At 64.2% G+C, this 21,387-nt stretch carries 18 protein-coding genes; 12 read left to right on the top strand and 6 right to left on the bottom strand.

Annotated features, from left to right (window positions below):
- Positions 1 to 1,392 (bottom strand): 2-oxoadipate dioxygenase/decarboxylase HglS, encoded by a 1,392-nt coding sequence (hglS, locus tag J1C56_RS12215; RefSeq protein WP_214389420.1) that lies wholly within the window; start codon positions 1,390 to 1,392, stop codon positions 1 to 3.
- A 114-nt stretch (positions 1,393 to 1,506) separates the two neighbouring features.
- Between hglS and J1C56_RS12210 the strand changes: the two genes are divergently transcribed.
- Positions 1,507 to 2,406, top strand: a complete 900-nt coding sequence (locus J1C56_RS12210; protein ID WP_214389418.1) for a LysR family transcriptional regulator — start codon at positions 1,507 to 1,509, stop codon at positions 2,404 to 2,406.
- Between the two features lie 78 nt (positions 2,407 to 2,484).
- Here the strand turns inward: J1C56_RS12210 and J1C56_RS12205 are convergent, their stop codons facing one another.
- Positions 2,485 to 3,342, bottom strand: a complete 858-nt coding sequence (locus tag J1C56_RS12205; protein WP_214389416.1) for a MurR/RpiR family transcriptional regulator — start codon at positions 3,340 to 3,342, stop codon at positions 2,485 to 2,487.
- A gap of 289 nt (positions 3,343 to 3,631) precedes the next feature.
- Here J1C56_RS12205 and J1C56_RS12200 point away from each other — a divergent pair, with 289 nt between their 5' ends.
- The 9 genes from J1C56_RS12200 to J1C56_RS12160 all read left to right on the top strand — a co-directional run bounded on the left by J1C56_RS12200 (position 3,632) and on the right by J1C56_RS12160 (position 14,163).
- Positions 3,632 to 5,221, top strand: a complete 1,590-nt coding sequence (locus J1C56_RS12200; RefSeq protein WP_246591320.1) for an ABC transporter substrate-binding protein — start codon at positions 3,632 to 3,634, stop codon at positions 5,219 to 5,221.
- Between the two features lie 18 nt (positions 5,222 to 5,239).
- Positions 5,240 to 6,166 (top strand): ABC transporter permease, encoded by a 927-nt coding sequence (locus tag J1C56_RS12195; RefSeq protein ID WP_214389414.1) that lies wholly within the window; start codon positions 5,240 to 5,242, stop codon positions 6,164 to 6,166.
- Entirely contained in the window at positions 6,163 to 7,014 is an 852-nt protein-coding gene (locus J1C56_RS12190; RefSeq protein ID WP_214389412.1) for an ABC transporter permease, read from the top strand. Before J1C56_RS12195 ends, J1C56_RS12190 begins: the two co-directional genes overlap by 4 nt.
- A gap of 2 nt (positions 7,015 to 7,016) precedes the next feature.
- Positions 7,017 to 7,970 (top strand): ABC transporter ATP-binding protein, encoded by a 954-nt coding sequence (locus J1C56_RS12185; RefSeq protein WP_214389410.1) that lies wholly within the window; start codon positions 7,017 to 7,019, stop codon positions 7,968 to 7,970.
- Positions 7,967 to 8,953, top strand: a complete 987-nt coding sequence (locus J1C56_RS12180) for an ABC transporter ATP-binding protein (RefSeq protein ID WP_214389409.1) — start codon at positions 7,967 to 7,969, stop codon at positions 8,951 to 8,953. The genes J1C56_RS12185 and J1C56_RS12180 overlap by 4 nt, the downstream gene beginning before the upstream one ends.
- 26 nt (positions 8,954 to 8,979) lie before the next feature.
- Positions 8,980 to 10,332 carry a serine hydrolase domain-containing protein gene (locus tag J1C56_RS12175; protein ID WP_214389407.1) on the top strand — a complete coding sequence of 451 codons (1,353 nt, stop codon included), beginning with the start codon at positions 8,980 to 8,982 and terminating at the stop codon, positions 10,330 to 10,332.
- A 163-nt stretch (positions 10,333 to 10,495) separates the two neighbouring features.
- Positions 10,496 to 11,986 (top strand): M81 family metallopeptidase, encoded by a 1,491-nt coding sequence (locus J1C56_RS12170; protein ID WP_214389405.1) that lies wholly within the window; start codon positions 10,496 to 10,498, stop codon positions 11,984 to 11,986.
- Positions 11,987 to 12,014: 28 nt separating this feature from the next.
- Positions 12,015 to 13,274, top strand: coding sequence for an NAD(P)/FAD-dependent oxidoreductase (locus J1C56_RS12165; RefSeq protein WP_214389403.1), 1,260 nt, complete (start codon positions 12,015 to 12,017; stop codon positions 13,272 to 13,274).
- Positions 13,275 to 13,398: 124 nt separating this feature from the next.
- The gene (locus J1C56_RS12160) at positions 13,399 to 14,163 is read left to right on the top strand and encodes a GGDEF domain-containing protein (protein ID WP_214389401.1); all 765 of its coding nucleotides are present in this window, start codon (positions 13,399 to 13,401) and stop codon (positions 14,161 to 14,163) included.
- Positions 14,164 to 14,190: 27 nt separating this feature from the next.
- On the opposite strand, the gene J1C56_RS12155 is transcribed toward J1C56_RS12160, so the two are convergent.
- Genes J1C56_RS12155 through J1C56_RS12145 form a run of 3 tightly spaced genes read right to left on the bottom strand, consistent with a single transcriptional unit; the run spans position 14,191 to position 17,999 of the window.
- Positions 14,191 to 16,278, bottom strand: a complete 2,088-nt coding sequence (locus tag J1C56_RS12155) for a polysaccharide deacetylase family protein (RefSeq protein ID WP_214389399.1) — start codon at positions 16,276 to 16,278, stop codon at positions 14,191 to 14,193.
- Positions 16,275 to 17,219: a glycosyltransferase family 2 protein gene (locus J1C56_RS12150; RefSeq protein ID WP_214389397.1), complete on the bottom strand. Its 945-nt coding sequence runs from the start codon at positions 17,217 to 17,219 to the stop codon at positions 16,275 to 16,277. Before J1C56_RS12150 ends, J1C56_RS12155 begins: the two co-directional genes overlap by 4 nt.
- Positions 17,220 to 17,228: 9 nt before the next feature.
- Positions 17,229 to 17,999 carry a glycosyltransferase family 2 protein gene (locus J1C56_RS12145; RefSeq protein ID WP_214389395.1) on the bottom strand — a complete coding sequence of 257 codons (771 nt, stop codon included), beginning with the start codon at positions 17,997 to 17,999 and terminating at the stop codon, positions 17,229 to 17,231.
- A gap of 777 nt (positions 18,000 to 18,776) precedes the next feature.
- Here J1C56_RS12145 and J1C56_RS12140 point away from each other — a divergent pair.
- Positions 18,777 to 19,118, top strand: coding sequence for a hypothetical protein (locus J1C56_RS12140; protein WP_214389393.1), 342 nt, complete (start codon positions 18,777 to 18,779; stop codon positions 19,116 to 19,118).
- Between the two features lie 150 nt (positions 19,119 to 19,268).
- On the top strand, positions 19,269 to 20,309 hold the full coding sequence (locus J1C56_RS12135) for a BamA/TamA family outer membrane protein (RefSeq protein WP_214389391.1): 1,041 nt from the start codon (positions 19,269 to 19,271) through the stop codon (positions 20,307 to 20,309).
- A 4-nt stretch (positions 20,310 to 20,313) separates the two neighbouring features.
- Here the strand turns inward: J1C56_RS12135 and J1C56_RS12130 are convergent, their stop codons facing one another.
- Entirely contained in the window at positions 20,314 to 21,306 is a 993-nt protein-coding gene (locus J1C56_RS12130) for a GNAT family N-acetyltransferase (protein WP_214389389.1), read from the bottom strand.
- Between the last annotated feature and the right edge of the window lie 81 nt (positions 21,307 to 21,387).

The following is a 21,387-nucleotide window of genomic DNA, read 5'->3' as shown; positions in this document are numbered from 1 at the left end:
TCAGGCCGCGTCCGAAAACGCCTTCAGCGTGGCGAGGCAGCGCTCGATCGATGCCCGTTCGATGCCGGCATAATGTTCGAACTCGTTGAGCACCGCTGCACCGAGCGCTTTTTCGAACAGGCGCTGGTTGGGGCTGGCGGTGAAGTCCTGCACGGCGTCGTCGCCCAGATTGGACTGGAAGATGCCGGCGGCCGAGACCGGCAGGAAGTCCTCGTAGACGATTGCGTCGAAACGCACCGCGCCGGCGGTAATCAGAGTTTCGATGTCGCTGCCGCGCGCACCGGCCACTGCGTCGTCGACGGTGTAGAGGAAATAGCCGAGCCCGGCCTTGCGTATCGAATTCCAGTCATCCGGGAATTCGGCGAAGCTCTCAGCGAGCGCCGCGTGGTAGCCGCCCGCATTCGAGCCATCGGGGGAGGGGCGCACCGTGGCACGGGCCTGGTTCAGCAGCCTGTCGTAGAGCGCGCGGCCCTTCGGTGTAAGTGCAATGCCACGCTGCTCGATCTCGCCGAACCGCGCCGTGTGCGAACCCGTCTGTAGCTTGCCGTTTTCATCAGGAAACGAAACGCGCTCCTCGACCGCCTTGAACGAAGTCTGGCGCAAAAGGATGGGGCAATCGCGGCTGGGCGGACCCTCGACGACCGCCTTGGGCACGATGCCGCGCGACGGCATCTGGGCCTGCACGGCGTCGATATCGAGCGTGCGCGGCGTCAGATGGTTGATGTGCGGGCCCTTGAACGAGACGACGTCGGCGATGAGGCGGTGCGCGTCATGCAGCCTGGCGTAGAGCGCCTGGTCGACGCTTGCCTCACTGTGCCAGCGGAATGTGTCGAGCACCTCGGCGACGAACAGGCCGGCGTCCTCATGCGACAGCCCGCCTTCGCGTTCGGCCTTGCCGACAAGTGCTACCGCCGCGTCGGAAAAGATCTGCCTGCGGGCAAGCGTCTTTTCGGCGGTGGCGCGCAGGCCTTCGTCGGCGATCAGGTCGAGCCGCAGCAGCGAGGTGAACACCCGGAACGGGTTGATCTTGAGCGCGGCTTCGCCGACCGGCCGGAAGGCGGTCGAGTGCACCGGCACGCCGGCCTCGCTGAGGTCGTAATAGCCGACCGGGAACATGCCCATCACGGCGAACACACGCCGCATCATGGCAAGCTCGGCTTCGGTGCCGAGACGGATGGCGCCGTGGCGCTCCTCACTGATGCGGTCGAGCGTCTCGGTCGCTTCCAGGCTGGCGCGCAGCACCGGCTGATCGTTGAGTGTTGCTTCGTTGACGTCGGCGACCAAGGCCATCAGCGTGCCATAGGCGGGCACTTCATCGCGGTACATGGCCGACATAGCCGCGGAGAAGGCGGCGCGGATGGCATCGGGCGACATGAAAGGAGACGGCGACATTCGAACCCTCTGTTTTCGCATTCGGCATGGGCGACTTCATGCTTCGACAGTGCTATATCCGGTTCCATCGGCACTGAATTGCGCTGAATTCATCTAAGTTGATGCGAAAACCGAATGACCGCTGCGCGCACGCTCCTTCCTGACCTGGGCAAGCTGCAGGCCTTCGAGGCCGCCGCCCGTCATGGCAACATCACGCTGGCCGGCCGCGAGCTCAATCTCTCGCAAAGTGCCGTCAGCCGTCAGATCCGCGACCTCGAGGCCCAGCTTGGCCTGCTGCTGTTCGAGCGGGTGCGCCAGCGCGTGGTGCTCTCGGCCGCCGGCCAGAAGTTCCTGCCCGACGCCCGCAAGCTGCTCGAACAGGGCGAGGCGGCGATGCTTAGGGCGATGGCCAGCTCAGGTGTGTCGCTGCTCAGCCTCGCCACATTGCCGACCTTCGGCAGCCGCTGGCTGGTGCCGCGGCTGCCGGCCTTCCTCAAGACCTATCCCGGCATCGCGCTCAACGTGGTGTCGCGTTCGGAGCAGTTCGACCTCGAGGAGCAGGGGTTTGACGCGGCGATCCACTATGGCCAGCCGGTATGGGCCAATGCGGTGTGCCGCTACATCTGCCGCGAGGTCATCGTGCCGGCTGCCAGCCCTGGCTTTCTCGCCGGCCGCGACATCGCAACGCCCGAGGCACTGGCGCATGCGCCGCTGCTCAACATGGCGACCCGCCCCAAGGCGTGGGCGAACTGGTTCCAGGCTGCCGGCGTTGATGCGCAAGGTGCGTATCAGGGACATCGTTTCGACCAGTTCACCATGCTGATCGAGGCTGCCGTGGCCGGATTGGGCGTCGCGCTGCTGCCGCTCTATCTGGTGGAAAGCGAACTGCGCGACGGCAAGCTGCAGGTCGTGCTCGACATGCCGCTCCAGACCGAAAAGAGCTACTATTTCGTCGTTCCCGAGCGAAAGGCGGCGGGGCTGTTGACCAACCAGCTGTTCGACTGGATGGTCGGGCAGGTGACACCACCAGCCTGAAACCGGATCGCGCGGGGCCGCCACCCGGCCAACGCCTTCCCACGGATCTTGGCTGGCCGAACACCGGATCCTTTTCGGCTAGTCGCCGACGTAGCCGGTGATCTTGCCGTGCAGTTCCGAGACCTTGTTCATGCGTCCTTCGATCGTGACGCCGAGCTCGTTGAAGATGCCGTTGATCAGCAGATTGCCGAGGCTGGCCATCTGCGCCGTCGATTCCCAGAACATGCCGAATTCGGTCGGCACGACGAACATTTCGTCGGCAAGGTCGCGCCCCCAGTCGCAGAAGGCGTCGGTGACCAGCGTGATCGGGATCTTCGCCTTCCTGGCCTCTTGCGCCAGAAGCAGGTTCAGGCGCGAATAGCGGCGGGCCTCGAAGATCACCAGGCATGTGGATTTGGGCGGGTTCAGCAGGATTTCACTGAAGTTGCCGCCGGCGATGTCGGCGAGCTGAACGCCGGGGCGAAGGTACTGGAGCTGGTTGGCGAAGTACTGGGCGATGCCGCGCTCGGTCTGGAAGCCGGCGACGAACAGCTGGGGCGTGTTCGCCAGGCGCTTGACGGCGCGGGCCCACTCCTTGGTGGCGGCGATTTCGTAGATCCTGAGCAGTGCCGCGATCTCCAGCTCCAGGCTGCGCGCCAGCGCATCGCCGTTCTGGCTGCGGTCGCGGAACTCCTTCAGCCGGTCTCCAGCCAGCCAGGGCTGCGTGCCGATGTTGTCGCGGAGATCCTCCTTGAGATCCTTGAAACGCGCATAACCCAACGTCCGGCAGAATCGCCCGACGGTCGGTTCGCTGACGCCGACCTTGCCGGCAAGCGTCGCCGAGGTCTCGAACGGCACGCCGTTCAAATTTGCCAACATGTAGTTGGCCAGCGCCTTTTCGGCGTTGGTGGCGGTGGCGAGGCTTTCGACAAGCCGCCGGCGGACCGATTCCGTCATTTTGCTCTCCCTGTCTGGGGCGGGATTTCTTGTAAGAATTCTATCACAGAATCGATTGACGTTTGTTTTTTTTCAAAATAGCTTGGCCACACCTCGTTGAGGAGCGGGGAAGAAAATCGTTGCTGGGTTGCGGGCTTACGCCAGCACAAAACAGCAACCGGGAGGAAACGGCGCATAGCTGGGGCAGGTTATCTGACCGTGCCAGCTCGCGAATTCTTGTCTGTTGTCGAAAAAATGCTGCTTCCGCGGCATGGCGGGCTTTTGCCAATTTTCCAAGGGGAGGTTGAACATGAATCGACGTGGGTTTCTTGCTTCGGTATCGGTGGTCACGCTGGCCGCGGGCCTCGGACTGGCTGGAGGATATTCAGCGCGGGCATCAGAACCGGAGGCCGTGTTCGCTCTCGGCAGTGCCGAAATCGGCGCCCCTCATCACGATCCAATCCGCGCCACCTTGCTCAGCACCGTCGCGACCCTGATCTACGACCGGCTGATCGAGCAGGATGTCGATCAGTCCTACCATCCCCATCTCGCCGAATCCTGGGAGAACAGCCCGGACGGCATGAACTGGACCTTCAAGTTGCGGCAAGGCGTTCGCTTTCATGATGGTGAACCGTTCAATGCCGCGACCATAGCGTGGTGGATCCCCAAGTTCAAAGGCAGCCCCAACGAGTACCTCGTCGATGCCGTCGATCGTGTCGAGCTTGTCGACGACTACACCGTTCGCTTCATCATGAAACGGGCGGAGCCAAATCTGATCTACAATCTGGCGTCGTCCTTCATGGGCATCCCGTCGCCGAAGGCCTATGACGCAGCCGGCGACAATTTTGGCGTGACCGAGGCCGTCGGAACCGGGCCCTACAAGCTCGAGAGCTTTGCCGTCGGCCAGGAAACGGTGCTGGTCGCCAATGAGGATTACAGCTGGGGCAGCGACCTTTCGGACAACAAGGGAGCACCGCATATCAAGCGGCTGACCCTGCGCGAGATTCCCGACGCCTCGACGGCTTTCCTCGAACTGAAGACAGGCGGCGTCGGCTTGTTGCTCGGCGTGCCGGACCAGTTCCTGCCGCAACTTCAGGCAGAAGAGACGTTGGACTTCCGGAGCCTGCCTGGCTTCGGGATCACGTATCTTGCGTTCAACACCCGAGCCGAGCCTTTCGGCGATGCCGCCGTGCGCCAGGCAACCGCATTGGCGGTCGACCAGGGCGCGATCCTGAAGAGCGTCTTCAACGGCGTTGGCCTCGAAGCGCACCAGTTCCTGATCAGCACGCTGGTGGAATCGAAGATCGATCCCAAGCTGGAAATCCACCACGACCTGGCCAAGGCCAACGAGCTTCTGGACAAGGCCGGGTGGCAGCGCGGTGATGACGGCATCCGGGTCAAGGACGGCAAGCCGCTGAAGATCAAGCTGACGGCGCAGTCGGAGACGGCGATCAAACGTACTGCCGAGATCGTCCAGGCGCAGCTCAAGGCAATCGGCATGGTTGTCGAGATCGACATCTTCGACAGCACGACGGTCGTCGATCAGCTCAAGAAGGGCCAGCATCAGCTCGCGGTGCGTCAGTATGGCTGGAACAACGCCGATATTCTCGACTGGTTCTTCAGCACCACCAACATTCCCTATCCGAACTCGTCCGGCTGGCAGGACGAGAAATCGCAGGAGCTTCGCAACGTCGCCATGCAGCAGTCGAAGACGCTGGATGAGCGCGTGGCCAACTTCAGGAAGTATCAGGAGAACCTGATCGGCAATTTCCTGTTCGTTCCGATTCATGAGCCGGTGCAGAACTACGCATTCAACAAGACCTTGCTCGAAGTGCCGGAAAAGCTGCGCGGCACGCAGCTGGTGCAGGCAACGACCGTCGACATCAAGGTCGTTGGCTAAGCGGTCGGCGGGACGATAATGATCGGCTTCACCTTGAGGCGGCTTGTTTTGCTGCTGCCCGTATTCCTTGTCGTCTCGCTGGTGGTGTTCTTCATCATCCACCTGGTACCGGGCGACCCCATCGACAATCTCCTGCGGGCAGGCTCGACGCCGGAGCAGCGGCTGCAGATCGCGGCGAAGTATGGTCTCGACCGCAGCCTGATCGAACAATACGTCACCTGGATGGGGCGGCTTCTGACCGGCGATCTCGGCACCTCCATCATCCAGGGGCGGCCGGTAAGCGCATTGATCGCCCGAAACCTGCCCTACAGCCTCGAGCTGGGTGTTGCGGCACTGCTGTTTTCGACGCTGACCGGCATCGCTGCCGGCGTCATCGCGGCGAGCTACCAGGGCACCCGCGTCGACGACACGATCACCGGCTTCATCCTGCTCGGCTCGACGGTGCCAAGCTTCTGGCTCGGCTTGATGCTGATCCTGGTTTTCGCGGTGTGGCTCGGCTGGGTTCCGGTGTCGGGCGCCCGCGGCTGGAGTTCGCTCATCCTGCCCGTAATTGCTGCCGGTCTCGGCGGTATCGCGCTGGTGGCGCGGGTCACGCGGATCGCCATGATCGAGACCTCCAGGCAGGATTTCGTGATGCTGCTGCACGCCAAGGGCCTGCCGCCCTTCATCATCCAGCTGCGCCATGTGCTGCGCCACGCCATGGTTCCGGTCGTCACCATCCTCAGCCTGCGCATCGGCTGGGTTTTGGGTGGTGCCGTGACGATCGAATATGTCTTCGCCCGTCCGGGCCTCGGCTCGCTGCTGATCCGGGCGCTGAACCAGCGCGACTATCCGCTGGTGCAGGGCTGCCTTCTCATGCTGGCCATGGCCGTCATAATCGGCGCCCTGATCGGCGATATCGTCCAGGCGGCGATGGATCCACGCCAGCGCGAGGCACGGGCATGATCAAGCATCGCGCATTGGCACTGCTCAAGGCAGTCTCGACCTTCAAGGGCGGCATATCGGGGGCGTTTCTGCTGCTTCTGGTCATCGGCGCGCTGTTTGCGCCGTGGCTGTCGCCATATCCCTACGACCAGCAGGACCTGGGCATCATGAACCAGGCCCCGTCGCTGACGCATCTGTTCGGCACCGACGAGTTCGGCCGCGATGTGCTGTCGCGGATGATCACCGGGGCGCGCACCTCGCTCTCGGTCAGCGTCACGGCGATCGGCATCTCCGTTCTGCTCGGCCTGGTCCTGGGCGCCACCTGCGGCTATTTCGGCGGTACGTTCGATCGCATCGTGATGACCGTCATCGACCTGACCTGGTCGTTTCCCGAAATCCTGATCGCGCTGATGCTGGTCGCCATCATCGGCCCGGGGCTGGAGGGCGTGGTGATCGCCATTGCCATCGCCTATCTCGCGCAGTTCACCCGGCTGACGCGAACCCAGATCATGTCGCTGAAGAGCGAGACCTATGTCGAGGCGACAATCAGCCTTGGCGCCGGCCATGCCCACGTCCTGTTTTCGCACCTGCTGCCGAATGCGCTCGCTCCGGTTCTGGTCGCGGCGATGCTGGCAACGGGAGATGCCATCATCCTCGAGGCGACGCTCGGCTTCTTCGGACTGGGCGCGCAGCCGCCGACGCCAAGCTGGGGTGCGATGATGAGTTCCGGCACGGCCCAGCTGTTCATCGCGCCGTGGGTGATCTTGTTGCCCGGCCTCGCAGTGGCACTGACCGTCGTCTTCCTCAATCTGTTCGGCGACGCGGTGATCGCAGCGCTCGATGTCCGCGCCAAGTTCAGGGAGGCGTAAAGATGCTGCTGGATTTGGAAATGCTGCGGATCAGGTTCGGCGCGTTCTCGCCGGTCGACCAGGTCACGCTGAGCGTCGATCGTGGCGAGATCCTCGGCATCGTCGGCGAATCCGGTTCGGGCAAGTCGCTGACCGCAACCGCGATCATGGGGCTTTTGCCGCGCATCGGCGGCCAGATAGCTGCCGGCAACATCCGCTTCGACGGCACCGACCTCGTCGGGATGCCGGAGCGGCAGCTGCGCCGACTGCGCGGCGGGCGCATCGCACTGATCACGCAAAACCCGATGACCTCGCTCGATTCCATGATGCGGATCGGGCCGCAGATCGACCAGGCCGCGCGCCTGCATCTCGGCCTCAGCCGAAGTGCGGCGCGGGCAAGAAGCCTGGAGCTGATGGCCGACTTGCGCATCCCCGATCCTGCCTCGGTCTACGACCTGTTCCCGCACCAGCTCTCCGGCGGCATGAAGCAGCGCATTGTCATTGCCATGGCGCTTGCCGGCGACCCCGAGCTTTTGATCGCCGACGAGCCGACCACCGCGCTCGACGTCACGGTCCAGGCACAGATCGTGCAGATTCTTGTCGACCTTGTGCGCCAGCGCGGGCTGGGTTTGATCCTGATCACCCACGACATGGGCGTCGTTGCCCAGGCCTGCGACCGCGTGGCGGTGATGTATTGCGGGCGTGTGGTCGAACTGGCGCAGGTTGATGCGCTCTTCGAGCACCCCCGTCATCCCTATACGCAGGCGCTGATCCGCTGCATCCCCCGCCACGACATGGCGAAGGGCACTATGAGCGCCATTCCCGGCGTGGTTCCGAGTGCTGCGGCGCAGCCGCCGGGCTGCAGGTTCAACCCCCGCTGCGCCCTTGTCGCGGATCGCTGCCGAGTGGAAACCCCTGAACTGCGCGTCGGCACCAGCGGCAATGGCGTTGCCTGCCACGTGGCGGAGGCAGCATGAGCGACCTTCTTACCGTCAATGGGCTCAGCCGCCGTTTCAGCGATGGCGGGCTGTTCCGCAAGCGCAAGGTGTTCCACGCCGTCAGCGACGTCTCGTTCACCTTGAAGCGGGGCCAGATCCTCGGCGTCGTCGGCGAATCCGGATGCGGCAAGTCCACCCTGGCGCGGCTGGTGCTGCGCCTGATCAACCCGAGCGCAGGGCAGGTGCAGTTCGACGGCGTCGACATGGCGTCGCTGTCGCGGACAGACATGAGGCGCCTGCGCCAGCGCATGCAGCTGGTCTTTCAGGATCCCTATTCGGCGATCGATCCGCGCTACTCGATCAGGGATGCGCTGCTCGAGCCGTATCGCGTGCAAGGCGTGAAGCCGAAATCCACCGACGACACTGTTTCGTCGTTGCTCGACATGGTCGGGCTGAACGGCTCGCTGGCGGCAAGCTACCCGCACCAGCTGTCGGGCGGCCAGAAGCAGCGCGTCGGCATTGCGCGGGCGCTTGCGCTCAACCCGTCGCTGGTGGTGCTCGACGAGCCGACGGCCTCGCTCGACGTCTCGGTGCAGGCTCAGATCGTTTCGCTCTTGGAGCGGCTGCGCCAGGAGCTCGGGCTGACATATCTGTTCATCTCGCACGACCTCGGACTGGTGCGCTATTTCTGCGACCAGATCCTTGTCATGTATCTCGGCCGCATCGTCGAGGTGCTGCCGAGCGATGCGGCGCCCGCGCATCCCTACACCCGGGCGCTGCTCGACAGCACCTTCGAACCCGATCCGAAACGGCGCCGCTCGATCACACGGCTCGGTGGCGAAATCCCGAGCGGCTACGACCTGCCGCCCGGCTGCGCCTTCGCCAACCGCTGTCCGCGCGTCACCGATCTCTGCCGCCGGGTGCTTCCGACATTGACGACGCAAGGCAGCGGGCATCAGGCGGCCTGTCATCATCCGCTCGCTGCCGTGCCCGAGGTCGTCGAGCAGAGGTCGGTCGCATGAACGCCCACGCCATTCAGGAAACCAGCATGAACTTTACCGAACAACTCGACCGCTACCTGCAGTCGGAAGTCGAAAACAGCCAGGTTCCCGGCCTTGGCGTCGCCATCGTCCACGATGGCGAGATCGTTCACCTCAAGGGCTATGGCCTTGCCAATGTCGAGAACCTGACCCCGGTCACGCCGGATACGGTTTTCCACTCCGGTTCGACCGGCAAGATGTTCACCTCGGCATCCGTGATGTTCCTTTTGCAGGACGGCCGCATCAAGCTTGATGACCCGCTGAGCCGCTACATTCCCGAGGGCCCCGAAAACTGGGCCGGCATCACCATCCGCAACCTGCTGTCGATGATGGCCGGCTTCGGCAATTTCGATATCGTCTTCGCAGCGACGGAAGGCGGGGAGGGCGGGGCCGTGCCGCTCAACCTGTGGCAGGACCACAGCGACGAGCAGCTGATCGACCTGGCACGCCGCTCGCCCTTCATGTACCAGCCGGGCCAGGGCTATCAGTACAGCAACACCGGCTACATCCTCGCCGGGCTTGTCGTCGCGCGCGTCTCGGGCAAGCCTTATTACGAGCTGCTGCGCGAGCGGCTGTTCGAGCCGATCGGCATGGCGACGGCGCGCGAGGCCTCATGGTTCGACATCGTGCCGAACCGCGCTGCCGGCCACTGCATCCGCGACGGCAAGCTGGAGAATCGCTACTGGGCGGCGCCCACGCTGCAGCGTACCGGCGACGGCGGGCTCTACTTCTCGCCGCGCGACATCGCGCATTGGCTGCTCGAGCTGGACAATCCGACGGTGCTGCGCCCCGAAACCATCGCGCTGATGTCCGAGCCGGTGCTGATGCAAAACGGCCAGCCGTCGTTCAACAACTATGCCCTGGGCTGGCAGAATTCCACGATCCGCGGCCATCGCAAGATCCGGCATGGCGGCACATGGGACGGTTTCCGCGCCGAGATCGCGCGGTTTCCGGCGCGCAAGCTGTCGGTCTGCGTGCTCGGCAACACGGATGAGGCCCAGGTCGCCCGGATCGGCCAGAAGATCGCCGGGATCGTCGATCCGGCGCTGGCGCCCTACGAGCCGATTGCTGACGGCAACGAAGCTCTGACGAAACGCGACCTTGAGCTGCTGCAGGCCATCGTCGATCGCCGCGCGCCGCGCGAAAGCTTTGCCGATGAGGCCTGGCGCCTGTGGAGCAATGGCTGGTTCGAGCAGATCGCCGCAAGCGGCGTTGCGGTGGAGGGAGTGCCGCTCGAACTTACCCAGGAAGACGACGGCGGCAGGCGCTATCGGCTGGAGATGGGCGGCTACCACCTGCATTGGGCGATCAGGCGCGACGCTGAAGGCCGGGTGAGCGAAATGCGCTTCCACATGGAGTAGCCGACCTGATCCGGGTTGGCCGCTGCCCTGCCGGCGCGGCCGCCGTTCCAAACCAAACCAACTGCTGAGCCTGGTCAGGCACGCGCGTCCCTCGGCGAGGAACGCAACGGTGGCGCGCGCCTGATCGATCCGAAACGCCCGAACGAACATCTGGAGACCGACAATGAGCTTTCGTGTTCTAACCGCAGAATTCTCGCATGAAACCAACACGTTCAGCGTCCGCAAGACCGGCTATGATGCCTTCACCGTCGAAGGCGTGCTGTTCGGCGACGACGCGATCCGCGCCCGTGGTGAAGCCAATACCGAGATCGCCGGTTTCCTCGACATCGGCCGCAAACATGGCTGGGCCATCGAGCATGTGCTGAGCACCGGCGCCGAACCGGCGGGGCCGGTGACGCGCGATGCCTTCGACCGCATCGGCGGCGCGATCGTCAAGGCGGCGGCCGAACGCAAGGGCGAGCTCGATGGCATCCTGCTTGGCCTCCACGGCGCGATGGTCACCGACTTCTCGCCCGACGGCGAGGGCGAGCTGCTGGAGCGGCTGCGCGCAGTGGTCGGGCCGGACCTGCCGATCGCCGTCACGCTCGACCCGCATGCCAACGTCACGGCGAAGATGTGCGAGCTCGGCGACATCCTGATCTCGTTCAAGACCTATCCGCATATCGACATGCGCGAGATCGCCCATCACGCCGGCGAGCTGTTGCAGAAGACGATGGCCGGCGAGATCCGGCCCAAGACGCTTCTGGCGCGACGGCCGATGCTGGAGGAGGCCAATGCCGGGCGCACCGACATCGGACCGATGGTCGAGTGGATCGCCAGAGCGCGCGCCTACGAAGAAACAGCAGGCGCGCTGGCAGTCAGCATCAATGGCGCCTTTCCCAACGCCGACATTCCCGAGGTCGGCCCGACGGTGCTCGTCACCTATGACGGGGATGCGGCGCGGCATCAGGCTTTTGCCGAAAGCATCGCCGACGAGATCTGGGACAATCGCTTCAACGTGCTGAACACTTTCTACACGGTGATGCAGGCCGCCGAGATCGCGCATGACTACCGCGGCGACCGCCCGCTGATCATTGCCGACTATGCCGACAATCCCGGTGCCGGCGGCTATGGCGACGCGACGGCCTTGCTTGGTGCCATGCTTGAAGTGGGCATTGGCGATGCCTGCTTCGGCCCGATCGTCGATCCGGAGACGGCCAACCAGCTCCACCGCGCCAGCGTAGGCGATACCGTCCAGCTGAAGCTTGGCGGCAAGACCGATCCGCGCTTCGGCGGCGATCCGCTCGAGGTGACCGGCAAGCTGCTGGTCATCAGCGATGGCAAGCTGATCGGCGACGGCGAGCAACTGGGCGGGCTGGAGTTCTCGTTTGGCCCGACGGCCGTCGTGCAGATCGATGGCATCGCCGTGCTCGTCGTCACCGAGCCGTCGCAGATGCGAGATCTCCAGCAGTTCCGGGCGTTCGGCATCGATCCGGCGCGCCATCGCGTGGTCGGGCTCAAGTCGATGCAGCATTTCCGCGCGGCCTTCGAACCCATCGCCGGCAAGGTGATCGTCTGCGACAGCGGCGCGCTGTGCACCATGGATTATTCCAGGATGCCGTATCGCAACGTCGCGCGGCCGATCTTCCCGCTCGACCGCGACATGACACTGTAAGCGCATGGCGATGACAGCAAGGAAGCCGATGGCGCAGCCACACATCCAGCAGGCCGACGTCATCGTTCTTGGTGCCGGGATCATAGGCGTTTCGGTCGCGCTGCAGCTGCAGCGGCGCGGCCGCTCCGTCATCCTCGTCGACCGCCGTGGTGCGGGAGAAGAAACGAGCTACGGCAATGCCGGCCTGATCGAACGCTCGAGCGTCGTGCCTTACGGTGCGCCGCGCGAGCTTTCGAAGCTGATGCGCTATGCGTTCAACCTCTCGGCTGACGTGCGTTTCGACTGGCTGCAGATGCCGCGCATCGCGCCTTGGCTGTGGCGGTTCTGGCGCGAGTCGGCACCCAAGCCGCTGGCGCGCGCCGCAGCCGACATGCAGCCGCTCATCGAGCGTTCGGTGAGCGAGCATGAGGCGCTGATGTCGGAGGCAGGTGTGCTGCCGCAGCTGCGCCGGGCCGGCTGGCTCGAAGCCTACCGCAGCGAGAAGACGTTCGAGCATGCGCGGGGCGCCGCCGTAGCCCTTCACCAATTCGGCCTGAAATACGAAGTGCTGGACCGAAAGGCACTGCAGCAGCGCGAACCGCACATCTCCGACGCGCTGGTAGGTGCTGTGCATTGGCTCGATCCGGCCACTGTCGCCGATCCGGGCGCGCTGGTGAAAGCCTATGCCAGCCATTTTGTCGATCGCGGCGGGCTGTTCCTGCAAGGCGATGCCCAGTTGCTGCGGCAAGAGGAAACAGGCTGGAGCATCGTCACCGACAGCGGGCGCGTCGAGGCGCCGGAGGCGGTTGTGGCGCTGGGGCCCTGGTCGGACACGATCTCGCGTTCGCTCGGTTACAAGATCCCGCTGGCGATGAAGCGCGGCTACCACGTCCATTTCGAAACCGACGGCGATGCCCAGCTCAATCATCCCATTGTCGACGTCGAAGGTGGCTTCGTGCTGGCATCGATGGCCAAGGGTATCAGGCTGACCACTGGCGTCGAGTTCGCCTCGCGCGGCAGCCGGCCTAACCCGGTCCAACTCGACAGGACGGAGCCGCTCGCGCGCCAGATATTCCCGCTCAGGCAGCGCATCGAGGCAAAGCCCTGGATGGGATCGCGCCCGTGCCTGCCCGACATGCGCCCGGTGATCGGCCGGGGCTACAGGCACAAGGGGCTGTGGTTTGCCTTCGGCCACAACCATCATGGCCTGACGCTCGGCCCGATCACCGGACGCCTGCTGGCCGAAATGATGACGGGCGAGCCGGCATTTACCGATCCTGCCCCCTACGCCATGGAGCGCTTCGGCTGAGATTTATCGAAGCCTCGGTGTCTTGCTCCGAGGCCAATCGAAACAAACAATTAACAAAGCCGGTCAGCTTGGCCTTTACCAATTGCTGCTAATCCCAAGCCGCAAATCGGGAGGACGGTCAGGGATGGTTGGGGCAAGTCGCATCGCTGCACGATTCAACCGCCTGTCGGTGCTGGGACAGGCTTGTGCGATCGTGGCCGCCGCGACGATCGGTGCCGACCTGCTGACCCTGATCTTCTACGCGATCTTCTTTTCGGATCGGCTGCTGCTCGATCTCGTGCTGACGAGCCTGATCGTCGTCGCGGTGGCGTTTCCGCTGTCCTACTTCTTCATGGGCCGCAGCGCCAAGCTCGTCGAGCTCGCCGCCGAGCTAGACCGCGCCAATCGCCTCGACGACCTGACCGGGCTGCTGAACAGAAAAACCTTCCTGCTTCAATCCCGACAGATCCTCAGCGACCACGAAGAAGGCGCGGGCGCTGGGATGCTGCTCTTCATCGATGCCGATCATTTCAAGGCGATCAACGACCGCCATGGTCACGCCATGGGCGATGCGGTGCTGCAGGAAATCGGGGCTGCGTTGACCGCAACCATTGGCGAACAGGAGCTTGCCGGGCGGCTGGGCGGCGAGGAATTCGTCGTCCTGCTGCGCGGTGCCAGTCCGGAAAAGGCAGCGCAGGTTTGCGAACGCCTGCGGCGGAAGGTGAAGGCGATATCAGCAATTGTCGGCATGAGCGGCCGCGAGGTCACAGTCAGCATCGGCGTGTCGAAACATCAGCCGGGCCAGAGCCTCGACGCACTGCTGCTGGCTGCCGACAGGAACCTCTACCTCGCCAAGGCAAATGGCCGCGACCGCATTGTCAACACCGACGGCAAACTGGCTGCCGCCTGAACTGAGCGTCGTTGCACTTGCTCGTGGCTAGCCGCCGGGGTGGGCGAGATGCTGGAAGCGGCGGACCATGCGCCAGCCCGAGGCGACCAGCCTGTCGGCCGGCGGTGCCACAGGCAGCACCGGCTGGGTCAGCATGCGGCGCAATTCGGCTGGCCCGACCTCGCTGGTCATGACGATGCGCGACAAGGTGTACGGATCCTCCGTCGTCGAGGTCATGGCATGCCTGACCCGGCACGCCGAGGTGAAGCCGGCGCCGCGAACCAGCGCGCGCGTGGTGCGGCTCGAATAGCCATGCGGGTAAGCGAAACTGTGCACCGGCCGCTTCAGGCCGTGTTCGAGGGCGAGCTTGCTGTCATGGATCTCGCGTGCAGCGTCGCTGGCCGACAGGATATCCAGCTGTGGATGGCTGACGGTATGGGCCCCGATTTCGATGCCTTCGCAGGCCAGCGCCCGCAGGTCGCCCCAGCCGAGCATGGGGCGGTCGCCTTCGCCAGATGAAGCGAGCCACTGGCTCGTCTTGCCGACCAGACCCGAGACGACATAGAGCGTCGCGGCAAAGCCGTGGCGTTCCAGCACCGGCATCGCGCCGGTGAGGAAGTCCTGCAACCCGTCGTCGAAGGTGATGCAGACCGTGCGTGGGGGCAGGGGCCGCTTTTCGCGGAAGATCGTCGCCAGCGCCGAGATCGTCACCGGGCGGAAGCCGCCTTCGGCCAGCACCTGCATGTGCCGTTCGAACTCGTCGGGCAGCATCATCCAGCGCCGGTAGGGCGCAGCGCAGCTGGTGTCGATGCTGTGGTAAACAAGGATAGGCACGGATGGGCGCATGGCTGTCGATCCTCCCTTGAAGGCGACCTCGTGCCCGTTTGCCGAAGGGGCGATGCCGGATGACGGGCTGCGTGCTGCGGCATAGCGGCTGCGCAGGTAGCCCGGCACGCCAGCGGCGATGCCCAGCCTCTCGCGCCAGATCAGGTTGCTGGGATAGTCGCCCGGCAGGCGCTGGTTCTTGGGCGACGTAGGCCCAGCCATATGGGCGATGCCGGCCGGCATGGCGCGCGCCAGGCGCAAGGCGGCGGCCGGTTCGTCGACGACGACCTTGGTGAGATAGGCGCCGAGGCCCATGCCGTAGCCGAAGGCCTGGCGGCGCATGCCGTCTTCGCCTCGGCGGTGATGGTGCCAGAGCAGCGCGCGCGGCTCGTAGACGAGCTGGAAGCCGGCCTGGACCACGGCATAGAACGAGGCGAGGTCGTCGCCGCCGCGCGCCAGCGTGCCGGCACCCAGCGCTGAATCGAAGCCGCCGATCTGGTGTAGCGCCTCGGTCCTGAATGCCATGTTGGCGCCCGAGCCGAACTGTCCGGCGGTGAAAGGAAAAAGCGACCCCGCCGGCCTGTTGCCGGCGAGATCGAAAACCTTGCGCGCAAAACCCTTGCCGAAGCCGCCATGGCGCTCGGTCCAGAACTGCGCGCGCGTGTCGAGTTCGGCCGGCAGGATCAGGCCGGTGACGCAGCCGACCCGGCCGTCGCGGTCGAAGTTGGCCGCCATTGCCGCCACCCAGTTGGGATCGACCACCACGTCGTCGTCGGTGAACAGCACGAGTTCGGACGACAGGTTGGCTAGGCCTGCATTGTGGGCACGGCCCAAGCCCGGCACGTTTTCCCTGACATAACGCACCGCGCGCGCGCCGCCGTAGCGCCGGGCGATGAGATCAGCGGTCTGCGACGAGGACGGCGCATTGTCGACGACGACGATGTCGAACGGCTGGTAAGTCTGGAGCAGCAATGAATCGAGGCATCGCCCCAGGCTTTCGGCGCGGTCGCGCGTGGCTATGACGACGCTGGCGAACGGACCGTCCTTCTTCGGCAGCGGCGCGTCATGTTGGAAAGTGCTGTCCTGGACGGCCTGGTTCTCCGAGATGCGGCGGCGCAATTCGAATGTCGTGAGCACGTCTTCGTTGAAGTCGAACTCCATGATCGTCACCGGACGGCCCTGGCGGCGGACGAGGCAAAAGACGCCGCCATAGCGCTGGCCGCTCGCCGCGTCGAGCATCGCCACATCGTTCATCGGCCGGCAGACATCGACGTCGAGGATCTTGATCGGATGAAACTCGGGCACGCTCATACTTGCCTCCTGGCAAGGCTCAGCCGGGCGCCGACATAGCCCATCGTCGTGTAGCCGAGCCCGAAGCAGATGCCGGCGGCGCGGGCCAGGCCCCATATGTCGAACTTCAGCACGGCATCGCCAACTCCGCGCAGGACACCCGCAGGCAGGACGCGCATGACGTAGCGCTGTTCGCTGGACAGTCCATCCAGCGCACCCACCGCGTTGACGACCTGGGTCTTGGAGCGGCCTTCGGCGAGGCAACGCCTGCGGAAATAGCGCCAGCCCGCACGCTCGGCCGTCACCTGATGGTGCACGCTCATGTCAGGATCGTACAGGATGAGCGAGCCGGGAATGGCCTGCAGGGCGCGGATGCAAAGCTCCGTCTCCTCGCAGCCGGCAGCATCGGCCGCTGTGCGGCCGATGCCTTCGCGGAATCCACCGGTCAGATCGAATATGTTGCGGCGGAACGACATATTGCAGCCGATGGGATTGCGCACCGGCTCGACTTTTTCGGGTTGGCCGCGATAGCTGCAGCCGACGACCCACTGGAACTCCTCGGGAAACCAGCGCGGGCGATCGACCTGCCACATCGGCAGCACGCGCCCACCCAAGCCGATGACCGACGGATTGCGATAGTGCGGCAGCATCTTTTCCAGCCAGTCGGGGGCCGCGACAGCGTCGTCGTCGAGGAAGGCCAGAATGTCGCCGCTAGCCCGCCTGACCCCGGTGTTGCGGGCACCCGAAAGACCGCGTGCGCCTTCGTTCGCGATGACGGTCACGGCCGGATAGGTGGCAAAGAAATACGCCCACAGCGGCATGTTGTGGTCGATGACCACGATGATCTCGGTCGCTTTGCTTCGTTGGGCGACGACAGAGGCGATGGCGCGCTGAAGCTGCTCGCGACGATTGTCGGCGTAGGCGCAGATGATGACTGATACCGAAGTCGCCGACGCCGTCATGATCGCTCGCTAGATGCTGGGTTGGTGTTGTCCGGTTGGATTGCGCTCGGGTACCGCCGGCCGTGCCGGGCGGGAAACGCCGAGGCGAACGATCGTCTTCAGCACCCGCCAGCCATCGGGGATGGTGCGCAGGTTGCTGACGCCGTGGATGCGCGGGAACTCCTTGCTTGCCACCTCGAAGACGTTGAGGTTGGCGCGCAGCGCCTGGACGTTCATTTCGGTCTCGATTTCGAAACCTGTCGCGTCCTCGATGTTGAGATAAGGCAGCACGTCGCGCCAGAAGGCGTTGTAGCCATAGCAAAGGTCGGTGAACTTGCCGCCGAAGCGAATGCGAACGAGCGTGAGCAGCCCCCAGTTGCCGAGCCTGCGATACCATTCCATGTCGGTGGTGTTGCCGCCCTGCATGAAGCGCGAGCCCTTGACGAAATCGGCGCCGGCCAGAAGCGCACCGACGAAGGCAGGGATCTCGCCGGGATCGGCCGAGCCGTCGGCGTCGAGCGTGATGATGATGTCGCCCTTGGCGGCATTGAAGCCGGTGCGCAGTGCCGCGCCCTTGCCGCGCCTGTCCTGCTGCAGCACGACGATGTCGGGCAACAGCGACCTGGCGACGGCGATGGTGTCATCGGTCGAATTGCCGTCGACGAGGATGACTTCATCCACCCACGCAGGAATATGGGGAAGAACGTGAGGAAGGTTCTTGGCCTCGTTCTTGGCGGGAACCACGACGCTGATGCGAGGTGTGCCACCAACGGGCATTCCTGCCAGTTTGAAAATTTCCATAGCAGGCCGATGCGGGAATGCTGCCGCCGTCATTATGGTTACTCCAACCCAAAGGTGGCGGCACCCAATGACCACGCGAACCAAACGCACCGGACGCAAAACAGCAGCCTGTCGAACACAACTTCGCAGGAAGGTTGTTTCCGAATAAAATCTGGACGCAAGTGTCTTGTTAGCCCCACTCGCCGATCAGAACTATACCATGCATTTACTTATTGTAAACCATATGTAGTATCCGCATGTAATTGATGCGCTATTAGTGCTGATTCGTAGATGTGGATTTGTATGAACCTGTTGGATTGATGGCTTCTACTAGATAAATAGATGTTTATCTAAATTAAACTAGTCAAGCAGCCTTGGGCATCGCCCGGTAGCGGGCATACATCAATTCATGCTCGCCATATTAGGTTGAGCTTTAATATTAATTCTTTTGACCCGAAACCTCGGCTAACTCCGGCTCGCCAGGGACGAAACCTGATCAAAACCCGTGTTGGTTGTAACCTGCCACGTCTCGCACTGGTCAGTCGCAACATTGTGATCAGGTTGAAAACGCGGAGTTTTGTCGCCACGGAGGTGGGTTCGCAAGGTGAGGCTCAAGGGCAACATGGATGCAGATGTTTGTTAGCAAGTGTGCAGATAAGGCCTCAGCATGAATGACGGCTGGGGGTGTTCATGTTAGGTTGACCCAAATCAGGAGGCGGGGGCCACCAGCACGATCAGCGGCGTTCGGACACAGCGCCTGTGACATGTTCTGTGCGCCCGATTGTTCGAGGATTTGATTTGCCTAGCCCACAGCGACCCGAAACTCCTCCTGCCCCCGATGCTTTCGACGACTGGGTTGTCCTGACGAGCAGGTGGGATGCGGCTTACAAGGACTACCTGGCCGTGCGTGATGCGCGGGCCGCCGTTGAAGCCGCGTCCGGCACGCTGGATCCGGAGTTGAAGCGTAGCGAGGACGAGGCACTGGCCGCATTGGCCGAGATCAAGGCCGAAATGGATAAGGTCGTGGCGGAGACGCGGCAACGGCGCCGGCCCATCGGCGGTTCGCTCGTAATGGGTACGATCGAGCGTGGTGAGGCCGAAGCCCCGTCCAACTCCGAGGACGACCCCGCCAAGAAGTAGCCGCGAACCGCGCTGCAGCCAGGTGATGCGTTTTCGGCATCGCCATCGTTGCGCACGCAGCCTCTGTCGGCAGGGCTATTTCCAGCTCCCGCTGTTGCGGTGTATGAAATACCGGTGAGAACGCGAGACGCCCAGCGAAGCGCATGTTTCTTGCCGGCCATTGTGGCGACACTGGCTTGCGCGGCGATGCTGTCGCTGTTTGTCGGTTCCGGCTTTGCCGCCGACTTTCCCGTGATCGAACTCGAGACGACTTCAAACACCAAACTCGACGGCGTGTTGCGCGCAGCGCTGAACACCCCCGAGCTTGAGCGTGCCGCCAAAGGAGGCGAAGCGAAAGCTTGGCAGCCTGCCGTCGAAGCCGAACGCCACCGGCTGGAAGAACTCATGCGCGGCCAGGGCTATCTTGAGGCGCGGGTCGACATGTCGGCTACCACCGCCGAGGCCGGTTCCCCTGAAAAGGTTATCCTCAAGCCGCTGGCCGGACCGCTTTTCCGTGTCGGCATGGTCGAAGTCGACGGTCTCGACGGCGTTGCCACCGATGCGGCTCGCGACGACGTTTCACGGCAGATGATGGAGGCCGCCGGCAAGCCCGCGCGCGGCGACCTGCTGGCAACTCTCGAAGACGAAGTCTTGTGGCGACTGCGCACGGCATCCTATCCGTTTGTCCGTGTCACCGATCGCGGGCTGCTGCCGATCCCGGGGCAGGCGCTGGCGACGGTCCGCATCGTCGTCGCGCCGGGATCATCGGCAACATTTGGCACCGTCACCTATGCCGGTTTGACCGGACTGAAGGTGGAGGATCTGAGCCGCCTGCAGCCTTTCAGGCAGGGCGATCCCTATGACCCTGAGCAGCTCGATCGTTTCCGCGAGGCTCTGCTCGCTCATCCGTCGGTCAAGACGGTCAGGGTGCGACTCCCGGAAGACGTGGACGCTGGCGGGCAGCTGCAGCTGCGCGCCGAGGTCGAGGAAGAACAACTCCGCTCCGATGACGCGACCGGCAACTATCGCACCGGGCTCGTTGCAGCCATGTCGGCGATCGCAGCACTGGCGATCAGGCAGGTCTCGGTCGCCAGCCTGCGTCCGGGGCGGTCGCGCTGGCCGCTCTGGCTCGAAGTGGTGCCGGTGCTGCTGCTCGCCGCCGCATTCTACCTGATCGCGCAAAGGCTGATGCTTCTGGCGTTCCCCGGTTGACGGCCTAAGTATCCTTGAAGCCGATCGTCCATTTCGCGGCGTGCCGCACGCGGGCATCGACGGCCGTGATCGGCAGTTTCTCCAGGAAATATTCAGCATGTGCGTGCGGGGTTGCGCCAAATCGCTGCTTGTAGTGCGCGAGCGAGGCCGAGGCCCCGGTTTCGCCGAAGTGATAGTAACGGCAGCCGCTGTGGCAGGCCTCTTCTATGGCGAGTTTCTGGATCAGGTCGTTGGCGCCTGAGCTGCCAAGCGCATGGCGGTCGATCGCACCGCGTGCGTCGTTGACATTGCCATATTGCAGCACGAAGGCGGCGGCCGCCGGCTTGCCGTCGACCCAGGCAACCCAGATGCGGCAGGCGTCGCCGAAGTGACTGGCGATCGAGCTGAACTTGGCCATCGGATCGCGGCGCCTGCCGCGCAGGTGCGCGAGCAACCTGGGTTCGTGCTGCTTGTCGGCCCAGCGGTCGAAGGATGTGCGCAGCAGCTGATAGAAGACCGGCACCAGCTTGCCGGTGGTGTCGCGCTCGACGACGATGCCGCTGCGTTCTGCCTTGCGCACCCTAGTTCGCGTCGTCTTCTTGAAGCGCGTCGACCAGACCGCGTCGAAGCCGCCGTCGAGGTCGAGGATATGGGCCAAGCCGGGCACCGCCGTGACATGGGCGGGTGCGGCGGCAGCCCACAGATGGGCATGGCGCGGGTTCGGCCTGACCGAGATCCGGAGAAAGGGAAGGCCAGCCAGGTCATCGAAAATGGCGCGCAGATGTTCGACCTTCGGCGCGAGCGACGAGATCACGCCGCCGCGTCCCCAGGCATAAGGCATCGACTCGGCGACCGACAGCCGGGCTGGCAGACGCCTGTTGCGCACCATCGGCAGCACGTAGTGGTGTCCGCCCGGGAAACGGTAGGCGCGGCTCGCGTCTTGGTACTTGCCGAGGGCGCAAAGGCTGTCGAGCCATGCCGGCGACTGGTAGGGCAGGGCTTCGGGATCGGCGAGCATGAGGCGGTGCCAGAGGTCGCGCGGCGCCGGGCTTTGGACGTTGAAGCCCGCTGGCGCGCGCCCCGTGGCTTGCGCGTCCTG

This window comes from Aminobacter anthyllidis, assembly GCF_018555685.1.
GTDB lineage: Bacteria > Pseudomonadota > Alphaproteobacteria > Rhizobiales > Rhizobiaceae > Aminobacter > Aminobacter anthyllidis.
This window is presented reverse-complemented; position numbering and strand designations above follow the sequence as displayed.

What these genes read in the sequence shown, in the direction of transcription:
- hglS (WP_214389420.1), bottom strand. Translation starts at nt 1,392, where the DNA reads ATGTCGCCGTCTCCTTTCATGTCGCCCGATGCCATCCGCGCCGCCTTC.
- J1C56_RS12210 (WP_214389418.1), top strand. Translation starts at nt 1,507, where the DNA reads ATGACCGCTGCGCGCACGCTCCTTCCTGACCTGGGCAAGCTGCAGGCC.
- J1C56_RS12205 (WP_214389416.1), bottom strand. Translation starts at nt 3,342, where the DNA reads ATGACGGAATCGGTCCGCCGGCGGCTTGTCGAAAGCCTCGCCACCGCC.
- J1C56_RS12200 (WP_246591320.1), top strand. Translation starts at nt 3,632, where the DNA reads ATGAATCGACGTGGGTTTCTTGCTTCGGTATCGGTGGTCACGCTGGCC.
- J1C56_RS12195 (WP_214389414.1), top strand. Translation starts at nt 5,240, where the DNA reads ATGATCGGCTTCACCTTGAGGCGGCTTGTTTTGCTGCTGCCCGTATTC.
- J1C56_RS12190 (WP_214389412.1), top strand. Translation starts at nt 6,163, where the DNA reads ATGATCAAGCATCGCGCATTGGCACTGCTCAAGGCAGTCTCGACCTTC.
- J1C56_RS12185 (WP_214389410.1), top strand. Translation starts at nt 7,017, where the DNA reads ATGCTGCTGGATTTGGAAATGCTGCGGATCAGGTTCGGCGCGTTCTCG.
- J1C56_RS12180 (WP_214389409.1), top strand. Translation starts at nt 7,967, where the DNA reads ATGAGCGACCTTCTTACCGTCAATGGGCTCAGCCGCCGTTTCAGCGAT.
- J1C56_RS12175 (WP_214389407.1), top strand. Translation starts at nt 8,980, where the DNA reads ATGAACTTTACCGAACAACTCGACCGCTACCTGCAGTCGGAAGTCGAA.
- J1C56_RS12170 (WP_214389405.1), top strand. Translation starts at nt 10,496, where the DNA reads ATGAGCTTTCGTGTTCTAACCGCAGAATTCTCGCATGAAACCAACACG.
- J1C56_RS12165 (WP_214389403.1), top strand. Translation starts at nt 12,015, where the DNA reads ATGGCGCAGCCACACATCCAGCAGGCCGACGTCATCGTTCTTGGTGCC.
- J1C56_RS12160 (WP_214389401.1), top strand. Translation starts at nt 13,399, where the DNA reads ATGGTTGGGGCAAGTCGCATCGCTGCACGATTCAACCGCCTGTCGGTG.
- J1C56_RS12155 (WP_214389399.1), bottom strand. Translation starts at nt 16,278, where the DNA reads ATGAGCGTGCCCGAGTTTCATCCGATCAAGATCCTCGACGTCGATGTC.
- J1C56_RS12150 (WP_214389397.1), bottom strand. Translation starts at nt 17,219, where the DNA reads ATGACGGCGTCGGCGACTTCGGTATCAGTCATCATCTGCGCCTACGCC.
- J1C56_RS12145 (WP_214389395.1), bottom strand. Translation starts at nt 17,999, where the DNA reads ATGGAAATTTTCAAACTGGCAGGAATGCCCGTTGGTGGCACACCTCGC.
- J1C56_RS12130 (WP_214389389.1), bottom strand. Translation starts at nt 21,306, where the DNA reads ATGCTCGCCGATCCCGAAGCCCTGCCCTACCAGTCGCCGGCATGGCTC.